Source organism: Phocaeicola acetigenes (genome assembly GCF_027529745.1).
In the GTDB taxonomy this organism is placed as follows: Bacteria; Bacteroidota; Bacteroidia; order Bacteroidales; family Bacteroidaceae; genus Phocaeicola; species Phocaeicola acetigenes.
The window spans coordinates 1-22,417 of record NZ_JAPZVM010000014.1 but is presented as its reverse complement, the minus strand read 5'-3'; the positions used below and the strand labels follow the sequence as shown (position 1 = coordinate 22,417).

Here is a 22,417-nt window from a genome sequence, read left to right as displayed (position 1 = left end):
TACGAATTTATATATTGGTTTTACTCCACTGCAACCACGGACAAGCAATCTCTATATCCTTTTCACACAACTATCAGATGAAATCCGGACTATCTCCTTACCATACAATAAAAAAGAACGAGAAAAACAGAATCTGTTCCTTCCCGTTCTCACTATTTCCTCCATTAAAGCAATCTTGACCTCTATCAGAATCCTATTAATATTTAATTTTCTGCTTATATATCTCAGCACGTTCCGTCACTTCACGCACAAAATTATACGTTTCTGTTCCACGGAAGTAGCCATTTCTACAGACAGGATCCTGATAATATTCTTCATGACTTTTCAGCAAAATATAATGAGCTACATTATGTTCCCAAATATAATGATTCCTTCCATATTTCTCCGAAAGCGCCATTGCATCCGTTACATGTCCACTACCCGCATTATAAGCGGCCAATACAAACTTTGTTCTTTCTGATGCATCCGGAACCTCGGCAAACATATTCTGTAATATCTTTATATACTTCACTGCTGCTTTGATACTTTCTTCCGGATCATTCTCTTTGCCGGCCGGTACTCCCATCGCTCTTGCTGTTTTTGGCATTAGTTGCATCAGGCCACATGCACCAGCCCAAGAAACAGTAGCGGGATTAAAATTCGATTCCGTATATGCCAAAGCTGCAAGCAGGCGCCAGTCCCACCCTATGGTTGTCGCATATTTCTTGAACAAATCGTCATAATACGAAATCTTACCTTCCTTTACAGACAGAATCGCTCCATGTGAGACCCGCTTATTCAGTTCGAAATAACGCCGGGCACTTGCTTTAAACTCCGGAGAATTCACATGCTCCCGATGCCATTTATTGGCAGCCTCAGCCAACAACGGAGAAGTTTTCCTTACCGCCCAGGAAGAGCGTTGATCAAAACTAATTACCAATCCGATATCCAGATTCTGATAATAAGTACGGTTTATCTTGGCCACATCATTGGTAGCAATGGTATAATCTATTTTCCCTTCTGCTACCCACGTGATAAGATCTTCCTCCGAAAGACTATCCGGTTCCACTTTATGAATACGGATACCTCCTCCAAGTTCATTATTCAGATTGACAATTCGCGTATAAAACTTACCCGGATACACGTAAATATCCTTATCCACCAATTGAGTCACATCCTTCAATGCTTCTTTCCCTCTTCTCTGTACTACTACCTGATGGGTAATATGTTCCTCACCGCAATACAACAAACTGTCTTTACCCGAATTGGTCATAGCAAGATTGTAAGCTATCAGGTCTCCATCTCCCCTCAGCAAACTATTGATCATCTCCGCAGAGGAATTCATTACTTTCAGTTTCAGTTTAACTCCTAATGAATGAGCAAACTGCAGTGCCAGTTCATACTGAAACCCCATCGGTTCTCCCCGATAGTTAAAATAAGAAGTAGAACTGTTGGTTGTAAGAACAACCAACTCTCCCCTCTCCTTGATTTGCGGCAAATCAAACTTACATTCTTCCTGCTGCTTCCCTCCCTGACAAGCGTACAGCACAAAGCAAGTCATCAATGCAACAAGCGAAAGCCATTTCATTTTTCAACGATTCTTTCAATGTACATTTTCAGAATTTCTATAGCTTTCTTATTATGTCCACCTTGAGGTACGATCAAATCTGCATATCTTTTTGCCGGTTCTATAAACTCCTGATGCATGGGTTTCAACACTTTCATATAACGGTCCATCACCGCTTCAGCCGTACGTCCCCGTTCCACCACATCACGCTGGATAACACGAATCAAACGTTCATCAGGATCTGCGTCCACAAATATCTTCAAATCCATTTGTCCGCAAAGTTTCTTATCACTGAGAGCCAGAATCCCCTCAATAATAATAACTTTCCGCGGTTCCAGATGAATAGTTTCCGGCTGTCGGGTACAGGTAAGGAAAGAATACACAGGCTGTTCTATTGATTCTCCTTTGCGCAAAGCCGCTACATGCTCGGACAGCAACTTCCAGTCGAAAGCATTAGGATGGTCAAAGTTAATATTCTGTCTTTCTTCTACCGGCACATGACTACTATCCTTATAATAAGAGTCTAAAGGAAGTATAACCACTTCATTCTTTGGTAAGCTTTCGATAATGCTTTTCACTACTGTTGTTTTTCCGGAGCCTGTTCCTCCTGCAATTCCGATAATAATCATATCTATAAATTCAATAATTAGTTATACCTTTGTCTAAATACAAAAATACAAGAATTAATAAAATAAATAACTATGGTCAAGCACATTGTTTTATTCAAACTGAAAGAAAATTTATCTCAAGACGAAAAGCAGAACGTAATGAAAAGCTTTAAAGAGGCTATTGAAGCCCTTCCATCTACCATTACCTTTATCCGGAAAATATATGTAGGCATCAATATAAATGCAGACGAAAAATGGGATATCTGTCTTGAAAGTGAGTTCGACTCATTAGAAGATGTAAAAAACTACGCCATACATCCCGCCCACCAGGCAGCTGCAGCCATCCTTAAAGATGCCAAACAAGACAGAGCATGCACCGATTATGAATTTTAAAACGACATTGTAATGAAAAAGATTATCAACCCTTGGAAAGATACAGAAGGATATTATTGCTTTGGGTGTGCTCCTCAAAATGAATCCGGACTTCAGATGGAGTTCTATGAAGAAGGCGATGAAATCATCAGCTTCTGGCAACCCGAAGCCAAATATCAAGGATGGTTCAATACGCTGCATGGAGGCATACAAGCCACACTGCTCGACGAGATATGTGGATGGGTTATTATCCGTAAGTTACAGACAGCCGGAGTCACTTCGAAAATGGAAACCCGATACATGAAACCAATCTATACAACGGGAGGTAAACTTACATTACGTGCTTCTATTCGGGAACAAAAACGTAATATTGTCATCATTGATGCCTGTATCTGCAATCCTGAAGGAGAAATCTGTACCAGCGCCGTATGTACTTACTTTGCCTATCCGGCAGAAAAGGCCATCAAGGAAATGCACTTCCACGGCTGCAGAACAGAAGAAGAGACAGAAGATTGTCATACCCATGAGTAAAAAAGCAAGCCTCAAAAAGGAACAATATACAAATTGAAAGAAAAATATATTTTTTCACATCAATCTTTTGGAGATTACAAATAAACAATTTACATTTGCCACAAACAACAAAGTAAAATGAATAAATTTACATCTACATACTTGCACCATCATCATCCTAACGAAATAAAAACGGTAGGCTGAGGTGTCGTGTAGTTATGTAGTCCAATATAAAGGCTTGCCGTTTATTCCGGTAAGCCTTTTTTATTATTATTCAAAACGTCAAACCTCTAAAAAAGAAACAATATGCTTAGAATTGCAGTACAATCGAAAGGACGCTTATTCGAAGATACAATGTCCTTACTAGCCGAAGCAGATATCAAATTATCGACTTCCAAACGCACCTTGCTGACTCAGTCTACCAATTTCCCGATAGAAGTATTGTTCCTCAGAGACGATGACATTCCTCAATGTGTAGCCAGTGGAGTGGCCGACCTGGGAATTGTTGGAGAAAACGAATTTATAGAACGCAACGAAGATGCTGACATCATATACCGGTTAGGATTCAGCAAGTGCAGACTATCCTTAGCCATTCCTAAGGAAATAGAATACAACGGAGTACAATGGTTCAACGGAAAGAAAATCGCCACTTCCTACCCATATATCCTCCAGCAATACCTCGACAAACAGCAAATCGAAGCTGATATCCACCTCATCACCGGTTCTGTAGAGATTGCACCGGGTATTCATCTGGCCGATGCTATTTTCGATATCGTCAGTTCTGGTTCAACTCTGATAAGCAATAATCTTAAAGAAGTAGAAACGGTAATGAAGAGTGAAGCCTTGCTCATTGGGAATAAAGCCTTGAGCGAAGAAAAGAAAGAAATTCTCGAGGAACTGCTCTTCAGAATCCGTGCCGTAAAAGCTGCTGAAGACAAGAAATACATTCTGATGAATGTACCCAACGACCGTCTGAAAGAAATCACAGAAGCATTGCCCGGTATAAAAAGTCCTACCATTATGCCTCTGGCTACCGAAGGATGGAGCAGTATACATACCGTACTCGACCAGAAATGTTTCTGGGAAATCATCGGAAAACTAAAAGCATTGGGCGCACAAGGCATACTGGTATTGCCTATAGAAAAGATGGTTCTTTAAAAGTTAAAAGAAAACTACTATGAATACGATATACTATCCTGCAGAAAACGAGTGGAACAGTTTGTTGAAACGGTCTGCCTTGAAAACAGATGCCATACAAGAAACTGTATCCAGTATATTAAAGCAAATCAAAGACGAAGGAGACAAAGCCGTACTAAAATTCGAAGAACTGTTCGATAAGGTACAGCTGAGCACACTTCAAGTTTCTTCGTCCGAATTTGAAGAAGCTGAGAAAGAAGTTGACGAAGAGCTGAAAGCAGCTATTCTTCTGGCCCACCGGAACATTACCACCTTTCATGCTGCACAAAAATTTGAAACCAAGAAAATTACCACACAACCGGGAGTAACATGCTGGCAAAAGGCTGTCGGCATTGAAAAAGTAGGTCTGTATATTCCCGGAGGAACCGCCCCTTTATTTTCTACCGTACTGATGCTTGCCACTCCGGCCCAGATTGCAGGGTGTAAGGAAATCATTCTATGCACCCCACCCAACCGTGAAGGAAAAGTACACCCGGCTATCCTATATGCAGCCCAAGTATCCGGAGTAAGCCGCATCTATAAGATAGGAGGCGTACAAGCTATCGGAGCCATGGCTTATGGAACAGAGAGTGTACCTAAAGTATACAAGATTTTCGGACCGGGGAATCAATATGTAACTGTAGCCAAACAGCAGGTATCCTTGCACGATGTAGCTATCGACATGCCGGCAGGACCTTCTGAAGTAGCTGTTTTAGCCGACGGTACCGCCAATCCTGTATTTGTGGCTTCCGACCTACTCTCTCAGGCAGAACACGGAACAGACAGTCAGGCCATTCTGATAACCACATCCGAAGAGCTTCTCAAGCAGGTGGAAGCCGAAGTTGTGCGCCAGCTGGAAGAACTTCCCCGCAAAGAGATTGCTCAAAAGGCCTTGGAAAGCAGCAAGCTGATTCTGGTAAAAGATATGCAGGAGGCAATACGGATGACCAACGAATACGCTCCGGAACACCTCATTATCGAGACTGAAAACTACATGGAAGTAGCCGGACAAATAGTCAATGCCGGTTCGGTCTTTTTGGGTTCTTATTCACCGGAAAGTGCAGGCGACTATGCCTCCGGAACCAATCATACTCTTCCTACCAACGGATATGCCAAAGCATACAGTGGCGTCAGTCTCGATAGCTTTATACGCAAAATTACTTTCCAGGAAATTACACGCGAAGGCATCAGACAGATTGGACCAGCCATCCAGACTTTAGCCGCCAACGAACACCTGGATGCACATAAGAATGCAATTACCGTCAGACTACTTTAACACAAGCTTATGAAATCTTTACAAGAACTTACACGACCCAATATTTGGAATCTCAAGCCTTATTCATCGGCCCGCGACGAATACAGTGGAGCGGAAGCATCGGTCTTTCTGGATGCTAACGAAAATCCATACAATCATCCCAACAACAGATATCCGGACCCTTTGCAACATGAACTGAAAAGCATCATTGCTTCAGTAAAGAAGGTAAGAACAGAGGAAATCTTTCTCGGGAACGGAAGTGATGAGGCTATCGACCTCGTTTTCCGTGCTTTCTGCCGTCCGGGAGTCGACAATGTTGTAGCTATCGACCCTACATACGGAATGTATCAGGTATGTGCCGATGTAAACGATGTGGAGTATCGAAAGGTACTGCTCGACAAAGACTTTCAGTTCAAGGCAGCCGACCTGCTTGCCGCATCCGACGAACATACCAAACTCATCTTTCTCTGTTCGCCGAACAATCCTACCGGAAATACCTTGAACAGAAAAGAAATATACTCTCTACTCTCCGACTTTCAAGGGATTGTTGTACTCGACGAAGCATATATCGATTTCGCCAACCAGCCTTCTTTTCTTGAAGAACTGAGCGAACACCCTAACCTCATCGTACTACACACTTTCTCCAAAGCCTGGGGCTGTGCAGCCATACGCTTAGGCATGGCATTCGCATCGCCACAGATTATACAGATTCTGAATAAGATAAAATATCCGTACAATGTAAACCGCCTGACGCAGCATGAGGCTATATTAATGAGCCAGAAGCATTACGAAGTACAGCGTTGGGTGAAATCTTTATTAGAAGAACGGAAACGGCTTATCGACGAGTTCTCTGCTTTGGACTGTTGCCTGCATATCTATCCAACGGAAGCTAACTTCTTCCTTGCAAAGGTAACCGATGCCAAACAGATATATGAATATCTGGTACAACAGGGCATCATCGTCCGAAACCGTACACACATCGCTCTGTGTCACAACTGCCTGCGTATTACCATTGGTACACGCCCGGAAAACGACGCACTGCTGGAAGCATTAAAACAGTTTCACCCTTCTCAAGCATTATGAAAAAACAAGTATTATTCATCGACCGAGACGGAACATTGGTCATAGAACCTCCTATCGACTATCAGCTCGACTCCTTCAATAAGTTGGAGTTCTACCCCAAAGTGTTCCGCAATTTATATTTCATCCGTCAGAAGATGGATTTCGAGTTTGCCATGGTCACCAATCAGGACGGCTTGGGTACGGCTTCTTTTCCGGAAGACACCTTTTATCCAGTGCACAACTTTATATTGAAGACTTTCGAACAAGAAGGCATTACGTTCGACCAAATCTTTATCGACCGCAGTTTTCCCGAAGACAATGCTCCTACCCGAAAGCCTCGCACCGGTATGCTGACTCAGTATCTGGATAATCCTGACTACGACTTGGCTCACAGTTTTGTCATCGGAGACCGTGCGACCGACGTAGAATTGGCATTGAACTTGGGATGTAAAGCCATTTTGCTGCAAAACGACAAGTCTCTGCTAACTTCTCCCGAACTACAATCTGTCTGCGTACTTGCCACAACCGACTGGGATAAAATAGCCGAATATCTGTTTGCACAGGAACGTACAGCAGAAGTCCGGCGTACCACACACGAAACAGATATCTATATCCGGATGAATCTGGACGGTGAAGGAAAATGCAACATTTCTACGGGATTGAAATTCTTCGACCACATGCTGGAGCAGATAGCCAAACATGGAAAAATCGACCTCACTATACAAGCACAAGGAGATCTGGAAGTAGACGAGCATCATACCATCGAAGATACTGCCATTGTATTGGGCGAATGTCTTTATAAAGCCTTGGGAAGCAAGCGTGGAATAGAGCGCTACGGTTATTGCCTTCCAATGGACGACTGCCTGTGCCAAGTGGCTCTCGACTTCGGAGGACGGGCGTGGCTGGTATGGGATGCCACATTCAAACGCGAGAAAATAGGAGAAATGCCTACGGAAATGTTTCTTCATTTCTTCAAGTCGCTGAGTGATGCCGCCCACATGAACCTTCATATTCAAGCCAAAGGTGAAAATGAACATCACAAGATAGAAGGTATTTTCAAAGCCTTTGCCCGAAGCATACGGGCTGCCGTACGCCGCGACATTTACCACTACGAAATACCTTCCAGCAAAGGCAGTCTGTAATCCAAGAATCGGCAGGTTGCAGGAGTTATCACGTACTGCAATCGACGACGTCGGCTGTAAAATCGGCAACGTTGGCTTTATAACCGACGTCGCCGACCGTGCAGCCGACGTCGTCGGATACAAAACACAAGCGGTATCATGTAAGGATTATTCCATATCCTAAACGACTTATCCGATACACATACCACATAAAAAAGGGTGTATTTCTCTCTTTCATTGAGAAATACACCCTTTGCTATCTAAGAATAAGTTTTATTCTATTCCATCAAACTTACTGATGTTGTTCACGCAACAAATCATTGACAGTTTTTACCGGATTGAAAGTACTCAAAGGCACTTCTACAAACACAGTGCTCCAGTCGCTCATCGAACCGTTCCACAAACCTGGCAACTCAAGTGCTTTCAGGTCTTTACCATTCTTCGACTTGTAAGAGATGAATCCTGTAGCTTTGTCTACATAATCCAGCAAATTGAATTTGTTACCTTTGTAGTCGCGTATTGCACAAACCAAATCAACCGGATTGAAGTGTGTACCCTGTTCGAACATAGCTTTCTTTTCCGGATCCTTCATGTCAATCTGCGAGCTTTCCAAAATCTGCAAAGAAACAGTTCCATCAGGATTGTAAGCCAAGAACGGACCACCACCCGGTTCGCCTACATTCTTCACCATACCACATACACGCATCGGACGATTCAGTTTCTTACGCAAATAGATTACCAAGTCGGCATCTTCCAAATCCTTAATATCTTCTTTTCTGCAACGCAACTGCTGCTGTACGAAACGGATAATGGTTTCCAACTGATCGTGGCTATAATGTCCGCCATCCAGCAACTTCAAATACTGGAAAGCCTGCTGCTGCAAAGTAACCAATACACCGGCCAGCAACTTCTTATAAGTAACTGTATCCCCTTTCAGTCTGTCTGGTACTACGTTGTCAATATTCTTAATGAATACGATATCCGCATCCAGATCGTTCAGGTTTTCAATCAATGCACCATGACCACCCGGACGGAATACCAGTTTGCCATTATCGCGGAAAGGTTTGTTTTCCATATCGGCAGCCAATGTATCTGTGCTCGGTTTCTGTTCAGAGAAACTTACATTGAAGCTTACTCCATACTTCTTGGCATATTCTGCCACTTTTTCTTCAACCAGCTGGCTGAACAAAGCCTTGTGTTCGGTAGAAACGGTAAAATGTACATTTACCTGTCCGGTTTTACCAGCTGCATACAACGCTCCCTCAACCAAATGTTCTTCCAACGGAGTGCGAACGCCATTCGCATAACGATGGAATTTAAGAAGTCCTTTAGGTAACGCTCCATAATTCAAGCCGGCACCTTCGAGCAAATTAGAAACAACAGCCTTGTAGTTGTGTTCTGCAACCAGTGCATCGATATTTTTACCGGTATTGTCCAAGCAAGCAGCATTCAAGTCATTATAGAAAGCAAAGCTATGAATATGATCGAAGAATTTTTTCTCGAAATCAGTAGTAGGTACGCTATAGTCTGCTCCTAAAAATTCAAACAGGTTTTTGAACATACGGCTGGCTGCTCCCGAAGCCGGAACAAACTTCACGACCTTTTTATCAGTATCTTTATACGCATCCCATGCAGCCAGATATTTTTTCTGTTCGTCTGCATCAGCAATCATAATTCCCCTGTTTTCCACCGAGGCTGCTCCAGCCAATTTTAAATAAGGAAAGCCTTTTTCAAAACAAGCCAACTGTTCAGCAATCTGCTGTTCTGAAATCCCCTTTTTTGCTAATAATTCCTTGTCTTCGTGTGTTAACATATATGATAAATTTAATAAGTTAATATAAACGGTCTATCCTAATAACTTTGCCCAAATGTATAAAAAAACCTGCAAGATTATCAAAAAGAGAAAGAAAAAAACTATCTTTACCCACAACGAAATGAATGCATGTCATGGAAAAGCAAGATTTTTTTAATCCTAAAGAGTATAAACAGCTATTTACACTATACAAAAAACTTCTGCAACTATCGGGAGATACTCTTCAAAAAGATGACTGTAAACATCTAAAAACACATCTTATAAAAGTCATGTCGGAAGGAAACATTCCACGCAATGCATTCGGCATGAATCCGATTATCAAAGATATGCAGACAGCCGTAATTGTAGCTGAAGAAATTGGTATGCGCCGGGCTTCCATCATTGGCATCATGCTACACGAGTCTGTAAAGTATAATCTATGCACATTGGAATCTGTACGGCAGAAATACGGAGAAGATGTAGCCGGTATCATACATGGCCTGGTAAAAATCAATGAACTTTATGCCAAAAGCCCTACCATAGAATCGGAAAATTTCCGTAATCTGCTGCTTTCTTTTGCTGAAGATATGCGGGTTATTCTGATTATGATAGCCGACCGTGTCAACTTAATGCGACAGATTAAAGACAGTGACAACGAGGAAGCTCGTCTGCAGGTGTCCAATGAAGCTGCTTATCTTTACGCTCCATTGGCTCATAAACTGGGCTTGTATAAACTGAAATCGGAACTGGAAGATTTATCGCTGAAATATACCCAGCACGATATTTATTACCATATCAAGGATAAATTAAATGCAACCAAGGCTGCACGAGACCGCTACATTGAAACTTTTATCCAACCTATACAAAAGAAACTGGAAGAAGCCGGACTGAAGTTTCATATGAAAGGACGTACCAAATCTATTCACTCCATCTATCAGAAGATGAAGAAACAGAACTGTCCTTTCGAAAATGTGTACGACCTCTTCGCCATACGTATCATCCTTGACTCTCCTCTTGAAAAAGAAAAACAGGAATGCTGGCAGGCTTATTCCATTGTAACCGATATGTATCTGCCTAACCCCAAACGTTTGCGCGACTGGCTTTCTGTGCCCAAAAGCAACGGATACGAATCTCTTCATATCACAGTAATGGGTCCGGAAGGAAAATGGGTAGAAGTACAGATACGTACCGAGCGTATGGATGAAATAGCAGAGAAAGGTCTGGCAGCTCACTGGAGATATAAAGGAATAAAGGGAGAAACCGGACTGGATGAATGGCTGAATTCTATCCGCGAAACACTGGAGAATGCAGACAGTGACATGGAAGCAATGGACCAGTTTAAGCTGGATTTGTACAAGGACGAGGTCTTTGTATTTACTCCTAAAGGTGATTTGTATAAGTTACCGCAAGGAGCTACCATTCTGGATTTTGCATTTACCATCCATTCCAACTTGGGATGCCGGTGTATCGGTGCACGGGTAAACGGCAAGAATGCCCAACTGCGTCAGACACTGAACAGTGGCGACCAGGTGGAAATCATGACTTCGAATACCCAGACTCCCAAACAAGACTGGCTGAACTTTGTTACTACGTCGAAAGCCCGTACAAAAATACGTCAGGCACTGAAAGAAATAGCAGCAAAGCAAACTCAATTTGCCAAAGAGACATTGGAGCGTAAATTCAAAAACCGCAAACTGGAATATGATGAAGCGGTATTGATGAGGCTGATTCGTAAATTGGGCTTCAAGACGGTCACCGACTTCTATCAAAGTATTGCCAGCGAAACGATGGACATCAACGAAGTCATTGACAAATATCTTGAACTGCAGCGTAAAGAAAATGAACAGCGGGATGAAATTATCTACAGAAGTGCCGAGAACTTCAACATACAGCAAAGTACAGAAGGAAAAGACTATTATAAAGATGATGTGCTGGTAATCGACCAGAATCTGAAGGGAATAGACTTTAATCTGGCACGATGCTGCAATCCTATTTACGGAGATGAAGTGTTTGGATTTGTAACCATTTCCGGAGGTATCAAAATACACCGCTGCGACTGCCCCAATGCAAAGGAAATGAAAGCACGCTTTCCTTACCGCATCGTACGCGCACGCTGGGCAGGCAAAAGTACCGGCAAGCAATATCCTATTACGCTGAGAATTGTAGGACATGATGATATAGGAATCGTGACCAATATCACTTCTATCATAAACAAAGAAAACAGTATTCTGTTGCGCTCCATCAGTATTGATTCACACGACGGATTGTTTTCAGGAATGCTGACTGTCATGGTAGATGATACCTCTAAGCTGGAAGCACTGATAAAGAAAATTAAAACAGTAAAAGGTGTAAAACAGATAAGTAGAGGATAATTAAAATGTTAAAAAACAAACGAATCGCCTGATAATACAAACAAAAGCAGTATTTTTAGACGTTTTTTAATAATGAATAAAAATGAAAAAGATTTTTCTTACAACCTTATTTTTAGTATCAAGTATCTTGATTGTACTGGCACAAGGTACTGCGGAGATTACATTCGACAAGACTACACACAACTTTGGAACTTTTTCTGAAAACAGTCCGAAAGTAACATGTAAATTCCAATTTAAGAACACAGGAGACGGTCCTTTAGTCATTCATCAAGCCATAGCTTCATGTGGATGTACAGTACCACGATATCCCAAAGAGCCACTTAAACCAGGAGAAAGTGGTGAAATTACTGTAACTTACGATGGAACAGGAAAATTCCCGGGACATTTCCGCAAAACAATTACAATTCGTACAAACGGAAAAAAAGAAATCACTCGCCTTTATATCGAAGGTGACATGATGCCTAAAGAAAATAAATAAATTTAATCATGCCATAAAACAAGGCCAATCCGGTATCACTACCTGATTGGCCTTTCTTCTTTCTCTCTTTCTATAAAGTGTTATATGTCTAAAAAATCACATCAGAAAAGAATACCCAGACGGAATCCTACATCACTCTGTCCGTCTATATCTCCCAATAGGGTTTGAGTATGATTGGTGGCATAGTTGTAAAAACCTGCTACATGGAAGCCAAAACGTCTGTCTGCCCGAGGATAGATTTTCAAACCGACCTCTGGAGATACATAAAATCCCCAAGCCTCATCATACAGCCCACTATCACCGTAATATGTGGTGTTGCGGGCGAACATTGTTCCAAGCTTCATCCCGACATAAGGCTTTACATGTGAACCCTCATACAGATTATATGATGTAGTAACACCAAAAGGAAGCTGATAGGCAGAACGCTGCTGATCTGTAGTAAGCGATTCTGTAGGAGACAAAGCTAATGTTTGTCGACCTACATATTTATGATTAGTATGAAAATTGGCAAATACTCCAACCTCCCATCTGGGAAGTACCTCATAAGCTGCCTCAAAGTTCATTCCCCAACCACTTATTTTCTCTGCAAAATCAGTACCTAACGGAGCATTCATCTGCCAGTCTACTGTAAAATGCAACTTCTCAGAATTCCATTGTGCATGCGCCTGCACGGTAAAAAACGATAATGCACAGGCTACTATTGCTACTTTTCGAAACAATTTATTTGTCTTCATATTATATCCTCCCCTTAATTGTTACGTGTAATATAATCCGACTGAGCAAAAGCCTGATCTACACCATCCAACAAAAACAACAGATTGGTTTTTCCATTGCCATAACTATAGCCCGATGCACTGGCATACCATACAACAGGAAGCTGTTTATTTTCACCCCCTTCCTCTTTTGATGTCAAATCAACCATCTCTATGATCAATGCATTGGTATCATATGAATAAGATACAGGATACGGATAATACCATCCTCCCCACCAGTCTCCCCAGAATCCCCAGTTCCACCAGCCATTCCAATAGCCACCTGTTACAATCTGAGTAGATTGAGCAAGATACGACAACTGTAAACCAATATTTGCGTCTTCTTTTTGTTCTGGTTCTGTCAGACGTGTATACCCTCTCTCATTCATATACTGTTCTACTTTGGAAATAAGCTGCATTGCATTCTCGTCTTTCCAATAAGTTGCTTTATATCCACCTATTTCCAATATACTATCTGGCAGAAAATAAGTCTGATATTTGCCAAAATCCACATTGTTGTCGTGATCTGTATATACAACCAAGTTGGCATCCATTTGTCCAAAATCTGGATCTTTCTCGCATGACATCATCCCCAATGTCATACAAGCCAATAATAACATTTTTTTCATAAGTCTCAACAATTTTCTTGTTTTATACTAAAACGAGCGTCCTTTATACACATTACTCTTTTCTATAGGCAATAATGCACCTGACAAAGAAAGTCTATTTGAATTAAAATTCGGTGTAATGTCTACTGAAGCATTATTTCCTCCATTAGGTAAGAAAATGTCTATACGAGCAGAAATTCCAGTACCCATCACATTCATAGACACTCGAATATTATTCTTCTTGTCTTTTTTCACTTCATAGTTGGTAAGCTTACCTTCTACCGTTACTCCTCCAATACCATTGGGGCCGCTTACCGGAATATTGAAAGCAACCTGTACCACAGCTTCATCACCGTTTACAGAAACAAAATTAGTATTCGAAGACACGTAAGCAGTCTGGCCATATTTAAAAACTACACGGTCTGCTTCCAATGTAAAAGCCTTCTGATTAATAGCTTGTTCTGCCTCACAGAACATAAGACTGTCTAAGCGTGCCTGCAATTCTTTCTTTTGTTCCCGAGTCAATTCTTGCTCCGGAGTCTGTATTTGAGTATACCCTCTCATTGAGATCAGGGCTACTACCATGAAAAATAAAATCCGTTTCATAATCTCCATTTTTTAATGTTCATCTATAAAACAACGAAAAGAGAATTTCGCTGCATGAAACTCATTTAAAAAAGTATAAAAGCATCATAAAAGACACATGTTATCTCTTTTCTTTTTATATTTAGATATTCAATAGTAAGAAACCTTAAACTTTTATCTATATGAACAGCATTTCAGATATAACCATGCTTATAGCCGTCATTGCATTGGCTATGTGGCCCATCGCTTTATTCATTCTCCACTTTTTGAATGAACGCAAAAGAAAACTGGAACATATCGAACGAATGACAAAAAACGAACTCGACGATATCTCAACTCAAGACCTTGTTCTCAGTGTATTGAAAAAAATAGGATGCCAACCGGAAATCAATTCTGAAGGACATATCTGTTTCAAATACCAAGGTGAAGACTTTTACATTGCAACCGAACCGGAAAACCGGTTCATCATGATATGGAACCCATGGTGGGGCTCCATCAGTACAGATAATGAGGCACTGCCATTCCTAAAAGAAATCATTAATCTAACCAATATAAACTCTCTTATTACTACAGTCTATATGGCCGATGAAGACGAAAAGACTATAGGCCTGCACTCTCGATGTCATACCTTCTTCTCTCCCAATGAAGGAGAATTGGAAGAACACATGAAAATGCTATTGGATTCGTTTTTCGATACACACAATGCCGTAAAAGACAATATGAACCAATTAAGCTCAGCTGCAATAAATGAAGAGACCCAAAAAGAGCGTGTAAAAATCAAAGGATTTGCTGCATATAAAAAAGAAAATACAGTCCCCATAGAGCCTGAAACTACAAAATAATATACCTTTGCAACCATGAAACTAACATTAGAAGACAACAAAGGTATTCCGTCCTCTTTATTATGGACTTTAGCCATCATTTCCGGTATATCCGTAGCTAATCTGTATTACAACCAACCACTACTAAATCGGATTAGTGAAGACTTAAACGTATCCGAGTTTACCGCCAACCTTATCCCTATGGTTACGCAAATAGGTTATGCACTGGGATTGCTGTTCATTATTCCTTTAGGTGACTTGTACAAACGGAAACATATCATTGTAACAAACTTTCTGCTATTGGCTCTATCCATGTTCGGATTTGCCATATCCAGTCACATATACTTTACCTTGGCAGTATCTTTGATTACCGGAATCTGTTCGGTAATGCCACAAATCTTTATCCCCATTGCCGCACAATTCTCCCAACCAGAAAAGAAATCACAGAATATCGGTATATTGGTAAGCGGACTACTGACCGGAATTTTAGGTTCACGAGTCGTCAGCGGTATAGTAGGAGAATATTGGGGATGGAGAACCATGTATTATATTGCAGCCATTTTAATGCTGCTCAGTATTCTTGTCGTTATACGTACCCTTCCTAATATGCCCGTCAACTATAAAGGAACTTATTGGGGACTGATGAAATCTGTTTTCTCTTTCATCAAAGACAATGCTACATTGCGTATGGTTTCTGCCCGCGCCGGACTATGTTTCGGATGCTTTCTGTCTTTATGGGCCTGTCTTGCCTTCAAGATGAGCGGTGAACCGTTTTACGCAGGAAACAACATCATCGGTATGTTAGGGTTATGTGGTATAGCAGGAGCCATGACCGCTTCACTGGTAGGTAAATATGTCCGCATATTGGGCGTGAGAAAATTAAACTACATCGGATGTTCCATCATGATTCTATCATGGATTATACTATATGTATTTCAAAACAGCTATATCGGAATCATTGCCGGTATTATTTTGATTGACATTGGTATGCAGTGTGTGCAATTAAGCAATCAGACTTGTGCACTTTCTCTGGCTCCTCATGCATCCAACCGAATGAATACAATTTTCATGACCACTTACTTTTTAGGTGGATCGTTGGGAACATTCCTTGCCGGAACTTTCTGGCACAGTTTTGAATGGGCCGGTGTAACAGGAGTAGGTATCTGCATGGCCGCCTGCTCCATGCTCATCACTCTTTTTACCAAACATTAAGTTCCATTTTATGAATCAATCTGCTATTTATCCTAAAGACTGGCTATCTATACACCCCTATACAAGTCAGCAGCCCTCAGACAAATACTTTATCGATTTGTCCAACCAGTTATATACTGTTTCTATCCCGGAAGAACTCCCGGTTCATTTCCGGAAAAAGCTCTGTACATATACGGCTGCCTATCTGGAAGACATTATTTCCAATCTTGGTTTATGGAACAGCTTCCGCCAAGAACATCGTCGTCTTTATCATACTGCATTACCTTTTTATGCGGTTTCCACCGACTATATAGATGAGGAAGTAAACGAAGAAGATATTCGCTTTATTATATGGAATACATGGCAGAAGGCACTCTACCCTCACAGTTATATCAACCCTAACGACGAGCGGATTCATCGCCTGTCCCAATCATTCTATCAAATTTTATGTAAGGCATACGAAGAAGCTCCCGAAAACGATGTACTGGAAAACTATTTCCAAGATTTCAAAGATGAGAAGGATGCCGACCGGAAACTGACCTGGCTATTCGGACATACCTATCTGACTGAACCATCCATGCAGCCTTATATCGAACGAGTTACTCCCAAGGACCGATTCATTATACCTACCGGACCATTGGCACTGTTCTTGCACGAATGGATGGATTTACTGAGCAAGAATGCTTCGTGGAAACAAATCAAAGGACTGTACACTCCCGAACCGGTTATTCCACTGAAAACAAAAGAGAAGAATGCCAGCACCTACCAGCGTTTTACCAGTGGAAACAACGGTAAGCATATTGCCTATCTCAACGGATACAGCGAATTACGTCATTTCCTTACCCAAATATTGGGATGGGCAGACGATGATGAACATACACTGCCACAAATGAAAAACCACCGGAACTTTATTTTGATGAGTAATCCGGAAAAAGGTATTCTGCTGGCCAAAGACATTTGCGAATACATTGCAGACAGCGCCAACAAGCTATACAATAAAGAAGAGGCTCAAAAACACGCTTTCCGCCTGCTCACCGAAGAAACAGTCTGTCCGCCCGACTTACTGTCTTATTGCATCGAGCATCAGCTCATTCCAGATGCTCAGTTGCCGGTGTATGGCGAACAGGAATTGGTACAGCGTAATGCCGACTTCATAGCCCGTCATTCTCTCCTGTATTATTATCGAGGAGACTAAAAAGATACTGAAAGAACAATCAGGACATATAAAAAAGGATTCTGCAATTTTCCTTACAAGAAGATTACAGAATCCTTTTATATATAATCTCATTAAAACGGACTATAACTCTTTCAGTTCCTTATACAAGCGCTGTACCGGAAGCCCCATCACGTTATAGTACGAACCTAATCAAAATATTTAATTGAAATACAATAGATTAAACACAAAACAAAAATTCAATGTAAAACTATTGTAAAACAATCACTCATTTTAAGGTTTTTCAAGCAAATCTACCAATTCTTTTTCCGCTTCTTCTCTCTCCTCTTCCCATTCCGAAAAAAGACGAGTAACCAAATCGACATTACCTGTTATAATAGACCGACTATTACCTTCATTATCCGTTATCATCAGCTCGTAATGGCCATAACTAATAAATCTCTTGCTGATTGTGTACTTCCCCATGGCTTTAGGTTTTACAGCTAGGAAAAAGAAACGGTCCCGCTACCCGTTGCGTTACATATCCTGGAAAAGGGTACAGTGTAGCCATTAAGCATACAACACGGGACGGAACCGTATATGAAGAAGCATCGGGCCACATTAAGTTGTCCGATGCCTAACGGTCAAGGTCTACCCTTTTCCGCTCCAAATATGTAACGCATTACAAAGATGGGGAATTTATCCGGGAAAACAAAAGCCCCTTCCAGATATTTGTCCGGTTGGGGCTTTTCTGCTATTAATAATGCAAAAATCTCTACATTACAAAGATAACCATTTGTATTAGATATTTTATTTTTTTGCCATTTCTTCCAAATTATCGGCTGCCCACCTTAAAGCCTGTATAAAGGTTTCCAATTCTGCATCTCCCCCCAACATCATTTCTACTCCTTTTTTATCCTTAAGTAAACGAATATTAATATCAGTTGATGCCAAATCTTCTAATTTGAAATAGGTTCTTGAACCATGCCCAGAATCTCCACCACAATATCCATTAGTCGCGACTTTTACACCCAAAATATTACAATTCACAATTTCAGTTTCTTGTGAATGTTCAATAATCTCCAAATCTTTAAAATTAGCCATAGTATTTTTATTTAAGTTGTACTTGGTACAAATGTAAGTAATATATGCTTTAGTGCATAAATTAGCCAAACATTTTTTAACTAATTACCAATAGAATAAATTATAATTTACCGTTATGGCCAATACTGGAGACAAACCTTTTCGTCCAATACCATATCCTGCTGACAAACCAAGCCCCCAGCGTTTCTGCTTGTGGTATATGTCTCTGTAGATATACTGTGTCTCATACACTGTTTTAGGATATACCCTTATTTCGTCCAATCGAGGAGCGACACCAGAAATCTTCGCATAATAATTGCTATCCTTATATTCCCTATATTCACGCAGATGCCAGCAGCTATCACTTGTATAGATAGTATCCGTATTGTCTACCCATGCAAGAAAGAGAACCGGAAACAAAATATACTGTGTATCTACATCGACTTTTGTAACCACATGAACCGATGTAATGGTATCAGTCTTCCCAGCAGTGTGAGGTGTAGGTGAACGGCTGCACCAGCCTAAACAGAAGACCAGTGCAGCAATTAATATGTAAGGCAGATACTTCATGGCTTCACGACAATTTCGGGGATAAACGGATACTCTGAACGCACATCGAAGCATGGGCACATCTTCGTCCACTCATTTGGTTCCACAATTCCATCACCATCAAGATCCGACGATGTATCACGATGGCCCAATACCTCGACAATCTGGTACTTTGAACACAATTCTTTAATCAGTTTAGCTATCGCTTCCTTCTGCTGCGGTGTCCGAGTATCAGCAGCCTTTCCGTTTTCATCAAGCCCGCCCACGTAGCAGATACCGATACTATGCTTATTGTACGATACTCCGGAAAATCCCTTAGAATTACAATGAGCCCCGTCAATGGTGAGTGAACGGCCAACCTCTACGGTACCATCCAATCGGATAACATAATTATAGCCAATCGTGCTGAACCCTCTCTGCAGGTGCATCTGTGTGATTTCCTTTTTTCCGATGTCCTGCCCTGCACGTGTAGCAGAGCAATGGACTACGATTGAATCTATCTTATTCATTTCTTATCCTCCTCTTTTGTTATTTCTTCAATAATCTCACCAGCCGTATTATATTTCTTCTTGATATACCCAACCAGCAGCCGCTTTATACTCACCTTGTTCTTAATACCGTGGATGGCGCAAATGTGATCGGCAATGCTGTCAAACTCAAACAGGAACGCCAACCCTAACCCGCATATGGAGCTGATTGTATAAGAACAGATACCAACAGGCTGAAGGATTGCAATACCTAACATGAATCCAACAACAAGGTAAGAATTGTACTCGATGAACTTACACACCGTCCGGCGGCCAGCCCTGCTAAACCGGAAGTCCTCTCCCCTCTTGACCACGCTGTCGATGATACCCAGAACAAAATCCGCTACGATCATCACGACAATGAAAGCAAGCATCCAGCGAAGCTCGAACACTACCCCTTTTATCTCTCCAATAAAGGAGTAAGCCCCGGCAACCAGAAGCTGCGGGGCTATTATGGTAATTAGATTCTGCATTACTCCTTAACCTTACCACCGAACAACTTGGCCAGCCATTCGCTTGTTACAACCGACACGATACCAGTAGATGCTAAAGCAACAAAAAGAGCATCAATTAACACAATCCAGATACTTGCGTCTGACGGAGGAAAACCAAGATTCATCCACCAACTGAAGAAGGTTACAACTACACCGACTACAGCAGTCACCCACATCGACACCCATTTGTTCATCGGATTGGACAGCTTTGAAGCAATGAAACCAACCACCGTCGGCACCACAACGGTAACTAAGCCGGTAAAGCTGGCAAATCCGGTTAAGAATTCCGGGGTAATGGGAGATTCAACACCTGCGGCATCAGCCGCGAAAACACTCACTACGCACATCAACAGTGCTGCACACATGAAAACCAATCTTTTCATTTTGCTAAGGTTTTTGATTAAACAAAAAATGCCCATGAACGCATCCCAACTTAATGGAACACGCTCATGGGCGTAACTATTATTTCACACACAAATCTACTCATTTACCAAGGCTTTTCAGCGAAGGTAAACAAGATAAAACCGAATAAAGAATATAATGTTTCAAATTGACTGACAAGAGCTGTCAGTAGAATCTAATTATACAAATTACTCATTTCAGTAGCAAGAAAGCCCCAACTGGACTCGTCCAAGAGGGGCTTTTATCTCGCATTCAGTCTTATGCGGTGCTATTTTTAGACCAAATCTAGTACAATAAAAAAGGAGCTCACCTTATATCAAAATAATTTACACAGTTACTCCTCTATTATTATTGTCATCACTTATACTCTTCAGTTTTTGCAGGTCATTATCTGAATATAAGTTTGATACTTGTGGTCTAACCTGGCACAAATACTTACGCTTTCTAGAATAATATTCCTGATTATTGGTAACTTGAGCAAACCTTATTTGCAATAAGCATACACCAACTGTTAGTTTGATAGGATTTTTACTACCATTGGTAAGTTCCAAAGAAATGCATCCACAATATCCAGGTTCCAAAGAAGATGATATGCTTAACCCCAATCTTGCATAAGAACTCCTCAAGCTAATAATCCCCAACACATTCTTTGGTATCTTTAAATATTCCAAACTAACAGCAAGAACTGTCTGCCCTGGGTGTAATATAAAAGTATCACCTAACTGTCTTCTTGTTTCCTGAAAAAAATTATTTATATTGCCATGTTTTCCATTTTCGTAGGAAGCATCAATTAAAGAATCTCTACCTTGAATAGAAACCAAAAAATCACATCCCAACCTTAAATCAACAGATATATTATTTACTTGAGTATTTTTATCTAACAATGGTCTGATAATTAAACTATTATCATCAAGACATTCGATGATTTTTTCTTTTGAAAGATACATAATCTATTTTAATGTTTATTCCAACTATCTACAATCAGAAAATTATTGATGGACTTTTCAATTAAGTTATTTACTATATTATAAACCTCACTTTGAGAAGGAGTATATGACATCGCATTAGCAACTTTAAAACGATCACCTCCATCTAAATAAACATCCCATCCTAATTTAAATAATGAATGAAGTTCCTTTTCATCAGTTATATTTGTAGGCACTAAGTTATAAAAATCATCAGGAGATAAATTTGTAAATCTTATGTTGAGGTCCTTTCTGGTTACAGTATGAACAGTTTTCTTAATTATATATAATACCGGATTTGAAACACCATTAAGAAAGTCGTTCACTATTTTTTTACGATAAAAAAGACTGGGGTGTGAACCTGAAAATAGATTTTTAGGGCGCTCATGTGCAAGATAATCTAAAAAATTACAACAATGACTACCCACATATTGAGATGCAAATAAATCTGCAAAATATTCACATAAATGATTCTCAATATATTTCTCATATAAATGAATATCTTCCGCAGGATCAATATAAGGGAAATAGGTGTTGATTAAATCATCTTTAGGTTGTTTTATAATTTCCGGAAGTATTGTTCCTGTCAACTTATAATGATTATCTACAAAATGGCCTAATTCATGATATAAGACAACATTCGTTAAATAATCTCTCAGCAAATACTTTGGTAATTGTACGTTTACTAATTTATAGGAAAAATCAATATTATATAGATTCTTAATATTCTTATATGTGATATCAATAGAATCATCTAATAAATAAAAACAGTATTCGCCATCTGTAGTAACAATAATATATTTGTTATAATCATCAATCCAATCCTTCAAAGCAGCATCTAGACATTCAATCATTTCATGAGGAACAACATTGATAGTATTGTTATCAAGAAGATTTATACTGCTTGAGAAAAAATTCATAACTTCTCTACAGAATACTAAATCTACTGGGAGTGAGAAATCGTATTTCTCAATCACATCTGAAAATAACTTACC

General features: G+C 40.5%; 25 protein-coding genes. 11 read left to right on the top strand and 14 right to left on the bottom strand.

Annotation, left to right across the window (positions count from 1 at the left end; all coding sequences use genetic code 11):
• Nucleotides 1-196: 196 nt before the first annotated feature.
• Both O6P32_RS12780 and udk read right to left on the bottom strand, forming a co-directional pair.
• Nucleotides 197-1,567: an MltF family protein gene (locus O6P32_RS12780; protein WP_269878905.1), complete on the bottom strand. Its 1,371-nt coding sequence runs from the start codon at nt 1,565-1,567 to the stop codon at nt 197-199.
• Nucleotides 1,564-2,175 carry a uridine kinase gene (gene udk, locus O6P32_RS12775; RefSeq protein ID WP_178266216.1) on the bottom strand — a complete coding sequence of 204 codons (612 nt, stop codon included), beginning with the start codon at nt 2,173-2,175 and terminating at the stop codon, nt 1,564-1,566. The genes O6P32_RS12780 and udk overlap by 4 nt, the downstream gene beginning before the upstream one ends.
• Nucleotides 2,176-2,247: 72 nt before the next feature.
• On the opposite strand from udk, the gene O6P32_RS12770 reads away from it, so the two are divergent.
• The 6 genes from O6P32_RS12770 (at nt 2,248) to hisB (ending at nt 7,671) form a co-directional block, all read left to right on the top strand.
• Nucleotides 2,248-2,547: a Dabb family protein gene (locus O6P32_RS12770; protein ID WP_269878903.1), complete on the top strand. Its 300-nt coding sequence runs from the start codon at nt 2,248-2,250 to the stop codon at nt 2,545-2,547.
• Between the two features lie 12 nt (nt 2,548-2,559).
• The gene (locus O6P32_RS12765) at nt 2,560-3,057 is read left to right on the top strand and encodes a PaaI family thioesterase (protein ID WP_178266218.1); all 498 of its coding nucleotides are present in this window, start codon (nt 2,560-2,562) and stop codon (nt 3,055-3,057) included.
• A gap of 285 nt (nt 3,058-3,342) precedes the next feature.
• Nucleotides 3,343-4,194, top strand: coding sequence for an ATP phosphoribosyltransferase (hisG, locus tag O6P32_RS12760; protein ID WP_178266219.1), 852 nt, complete (start codon nt 3,343-3,345; stop codon nt 4,192-4,194).
• A gap of 19 nt (nt 4,195-4,213) precedes the next feature.
• Nucleotides 4,214-5,488 (top strand): histidinol dehydrogenase, encoded by a 1,275-nt coding sequence (gene hisD / locus O6P32_RS12755; RefSeq protein WP_269878902.1) that lies wholly within the window; start codon nt 4,214-4,216, stop codon nt 5,486-5,488.
• A gap of 9 nt (nt 5,489-5,497) precedes the next feature.
• Nucleotides 5,498-6,550, top strand: a complete 1,053-nt coding sequence (hisC, locus tag O6P32_RS12750; protein ID WP_269878901.1) for a histidinol-phosphate transaminase — start codon at nt 5,498-5,500, stop codon at nt 6,548-6,550.
• Nucleotides 6,547-7,671: a bifunctional histidinol-phosphatase/imidazoleglycerol-phosphate dehydratase HisB gene (hisB, locus tag O6P32_RS12745; RefSeq protein WP_269878900.1), complete on the top strand. Its 1,125-nt coding sequence runs from the start codon at nt 6,547-6,549 to the stop codon at nt 7,669-7,671. Before hisC ends, hisB begins: the two co-directional genes overlap by 4 nt.
• 271 nt (nt 7,672-7,942) lie before the next feature.
• Here hisB and O6P32_RS12740 read toward each other — a convergent pair whose 3' ends face one another.
• Complete coding sequence (locus O6P32_RS12740) at nt 7,943-9,463, bottom strand: DUF4301 family protein (protein WP_178266223.1); 1,521 nt, start codon at nt 9,461-9,463, stop codon at nt 7,943-7,945.
• A 134-nt stretch (nt 9,464-9,597) separates the two neighbouring features.
• On the opposite strand from O6P32_RS12740, the gene O6P32_RS12735 reads away from it, so the two are divergent.
• Both O6P32_RS12735 and O6P32_RS12730 read left to right on the top strand, forming a co-directional pair.
• Nucleotides 9,598-11,814 carry a RelA/SpoT family protein gene (locus O6P32_RS12735; RefSeq protein WP_178266224.1) on the top strand — a complete coding sequence of 739 codons (2,217 nt, stop codon included), beginning with the start codon at nt 9,598-9,600 and terminating at the stop codon, nt 11,812-11,814.
• Nucleotides 11,815-11,896: 82 nt separating this feature from the next.
• Nucleotides 11,897-12,292: a DUF1573 domain-containing protein gene (locus O6P32_RS12730; RefSeq protein ID WP_178266225.1), complete on the top strand. Its 396-nt coding sequence runs from the start codon at nt 11,897-11,899 to the stop codon at nt 12,290-12,292.
• 101 nt (nt 12,293-12,393) lie between these two features.
• Here the strand turns inward: O6P32_RS12730 and O6P32_RS12725 are convergent, their stop codons facing one another.
• Genes O6P32_RS12725 through O6P32_RS12715 form a run of 3 tightly spaced genes read right to left on the bottom strand, consistent with a single transcriptional unit; the run spans nt 12,394 to nt 14,258 of the window.
• Complete coding sequence (locus O6P32_RS12725) at nt 12,394-13,026, bottom strand: outer membrane beta-barrel protein (protein ID WP_269878898.1); 633 nt, start codon at nt 13,024-13,026, stop codon at nt 12,394-12,396.
• A gap of 14 nt (nt 13,027-13,040) precedes the next feature.
• On the bottom strand, nt 13,041-13,673 hold the full coding sequence (locus O6P32_RS12720) for a DUF4136 domain-containing protein (RefSeq protein ID WP_178266227.1): 633 nt from the start codon (nt 13,671-13,673) through the stop codon (nt 13,041-13,043).
• A gap of 27 nt (nt 13,674-13,700) precedes the next feature.
• Nucleotides 13,701-14,258, bottom strand: a complete 558-nt coding sequence (locus O6P32_RS12715) for a DUF4251 domain-containing protein (RefSeq protein ID WP_178266228.1) — start codon at nt 14,256-14,258, stop codon at nt 13,701-13,703.
• 170 nt (nt 14,259-14,428) lie between these two features.
• Between O6P32_RS12715 and O6P32_RS12710 the strand changes: the two genes are divergently transcribed.
• Genes O6P32_RS12710 through O6P32_RS12700 form a run of 3 tightly spaced genes read left to right on the top strand, consistent with a single transcriptional unit; the run spans nt 14,429 to nt 17,444 of the window.
• A complete protein-coding gene (locus O6P32_RS12710) occupies nt 14,429-15,079 on the top strand; it encodes a hypothetical protein (protein ID WP_178266255.1) in 651 nt (216 codons plus the stop codon).
• Between the two features lie 15 nt (nt 15,080-15,094).
• A complete protein-coding gene (locus tag O6P32_RS12705; protein ID WP_269878896.1) occupies nt 15,095-16,270 on the top strand; it encodes an MFS transporter in 1,176 nt (391 codons plus the stop codon).
• A 10-nt stretch (nt 16,271-16,280) separates the two neighbouring features.
• Nucleotides 16,281-17,444: a DUF3843 family protein gene (locus O6P32_RS12700; RefSeq protein ID WP_269878895.1), complete on the top strand. Its 1,164-nt coding sequence runs from the start codon at nt 16,281-16,283 to the stop codon at nt 17,442-17,444.
• Nucleotides 17,445-17,696: 252 nt separating this feature from the next.
• Here O6P32_RS12700 and O6P32_RS12695 read toward each other — a convergent pair whose 3' ends face one another.
• The 8 genes from O6P32_RS12695 to O6P32_RS12660 all read right to left on the bottom strand — a co-directional run.
• The gene (locus tag O6P32_RS12695; protein ID WP_269878894.1) at nt 17,697-17,888 is read right to left on the bottom strand and encodes a hypothetical protein; all 192 of its coding nucleotides are present in this window, start codon (nt 17,886-17,888) and stop codon (nt 17,697-17,699) included.
• Between the two features lie 324 nt (nt 17,889-18,212).
• Nucleotides 18,213-18,506 (bottom strand): hypothetical protein, encoded by a 294-nt coding sequence (locus tag O6P32_RS12690; RefSeq protein WP_269878892.1) that lies wholly within the window; start codon nt 18,504-18,506, stop codon nt 18,213-18,215.
• Between the two features lie 84 nt (nt 18,507-18,590).
• Nucleotides 18,591-19,055 (bottom strand): DUF6808 domain-containing protein, encoded by a 465-nt coding sequence (locus O6P32_RS12685; protein WP_269878890.1) that lies wholly within the window; start codon nt 19,053-19,055, stop codon nt 18,591-18,593.
• Nucleotides 19,052-19,543: an N-acetylmuramoyl-L-alanine amidase gene (locus tag O6P32_RS12680; protein ID WP_269878889.1), complete on the bottom strand. Its 492-nt coding sequence runs from the start codon at nt 19,541-19,543 to the stop codon at nt 19,052-19,054. The genes O6P32_RS12685 and O6P32_RS12680 overlap by 4 nt, the downstream gene beginning before the upstream one ends.
• Complete coding sequence (locus O6P32_RS12675) at nt 19,540-20,034, bottom strand: phage holin family protein (protein ID WP_269878888.1); 495 nt, start codon at nt 20,032-20,034, stop codon at nt 19,540-19,542. Before O6P32_RS12675 ends, O6P32_RS12680 begins: the two co-directional genes overlap by 4 nt.
• Entirely contained in the window at nt 20,034-20,438 is a 405-nt protein-coding gene (locus O6P32_RS12670) for a hypothetical protein (RefSeq protein WP_269878887.1), read from the bottom strand. The genes O6P32_RS12675 and O6P32_RS12670 overlap by 1 nt, the downstream gene beginning before the upstream one ends.
• A 345-nt stretch (nt 20,439-20,783) precedes the next feature.
• On the bottom strand, nt 20,784-21,404 hold the full coding sequence (gene dcd, locus O6P32_RS12665) for a dCTP deaminase (protein ID WP_269878884.1): 621 nt from the start codon (nt 21,402-21,404) through the stop codon (nt 20,784-20,786).
• Nucleotides 21,405-21,412: 8 nt separating this feature from the next.
• On the bottom strand, nt 21,413-22,417 hold a 1,005-nt coding region (locus tag O6P32_RS12660; RefSeq protein WP_269878883.1), incomplete at its 5' end, for a hypothetical protein.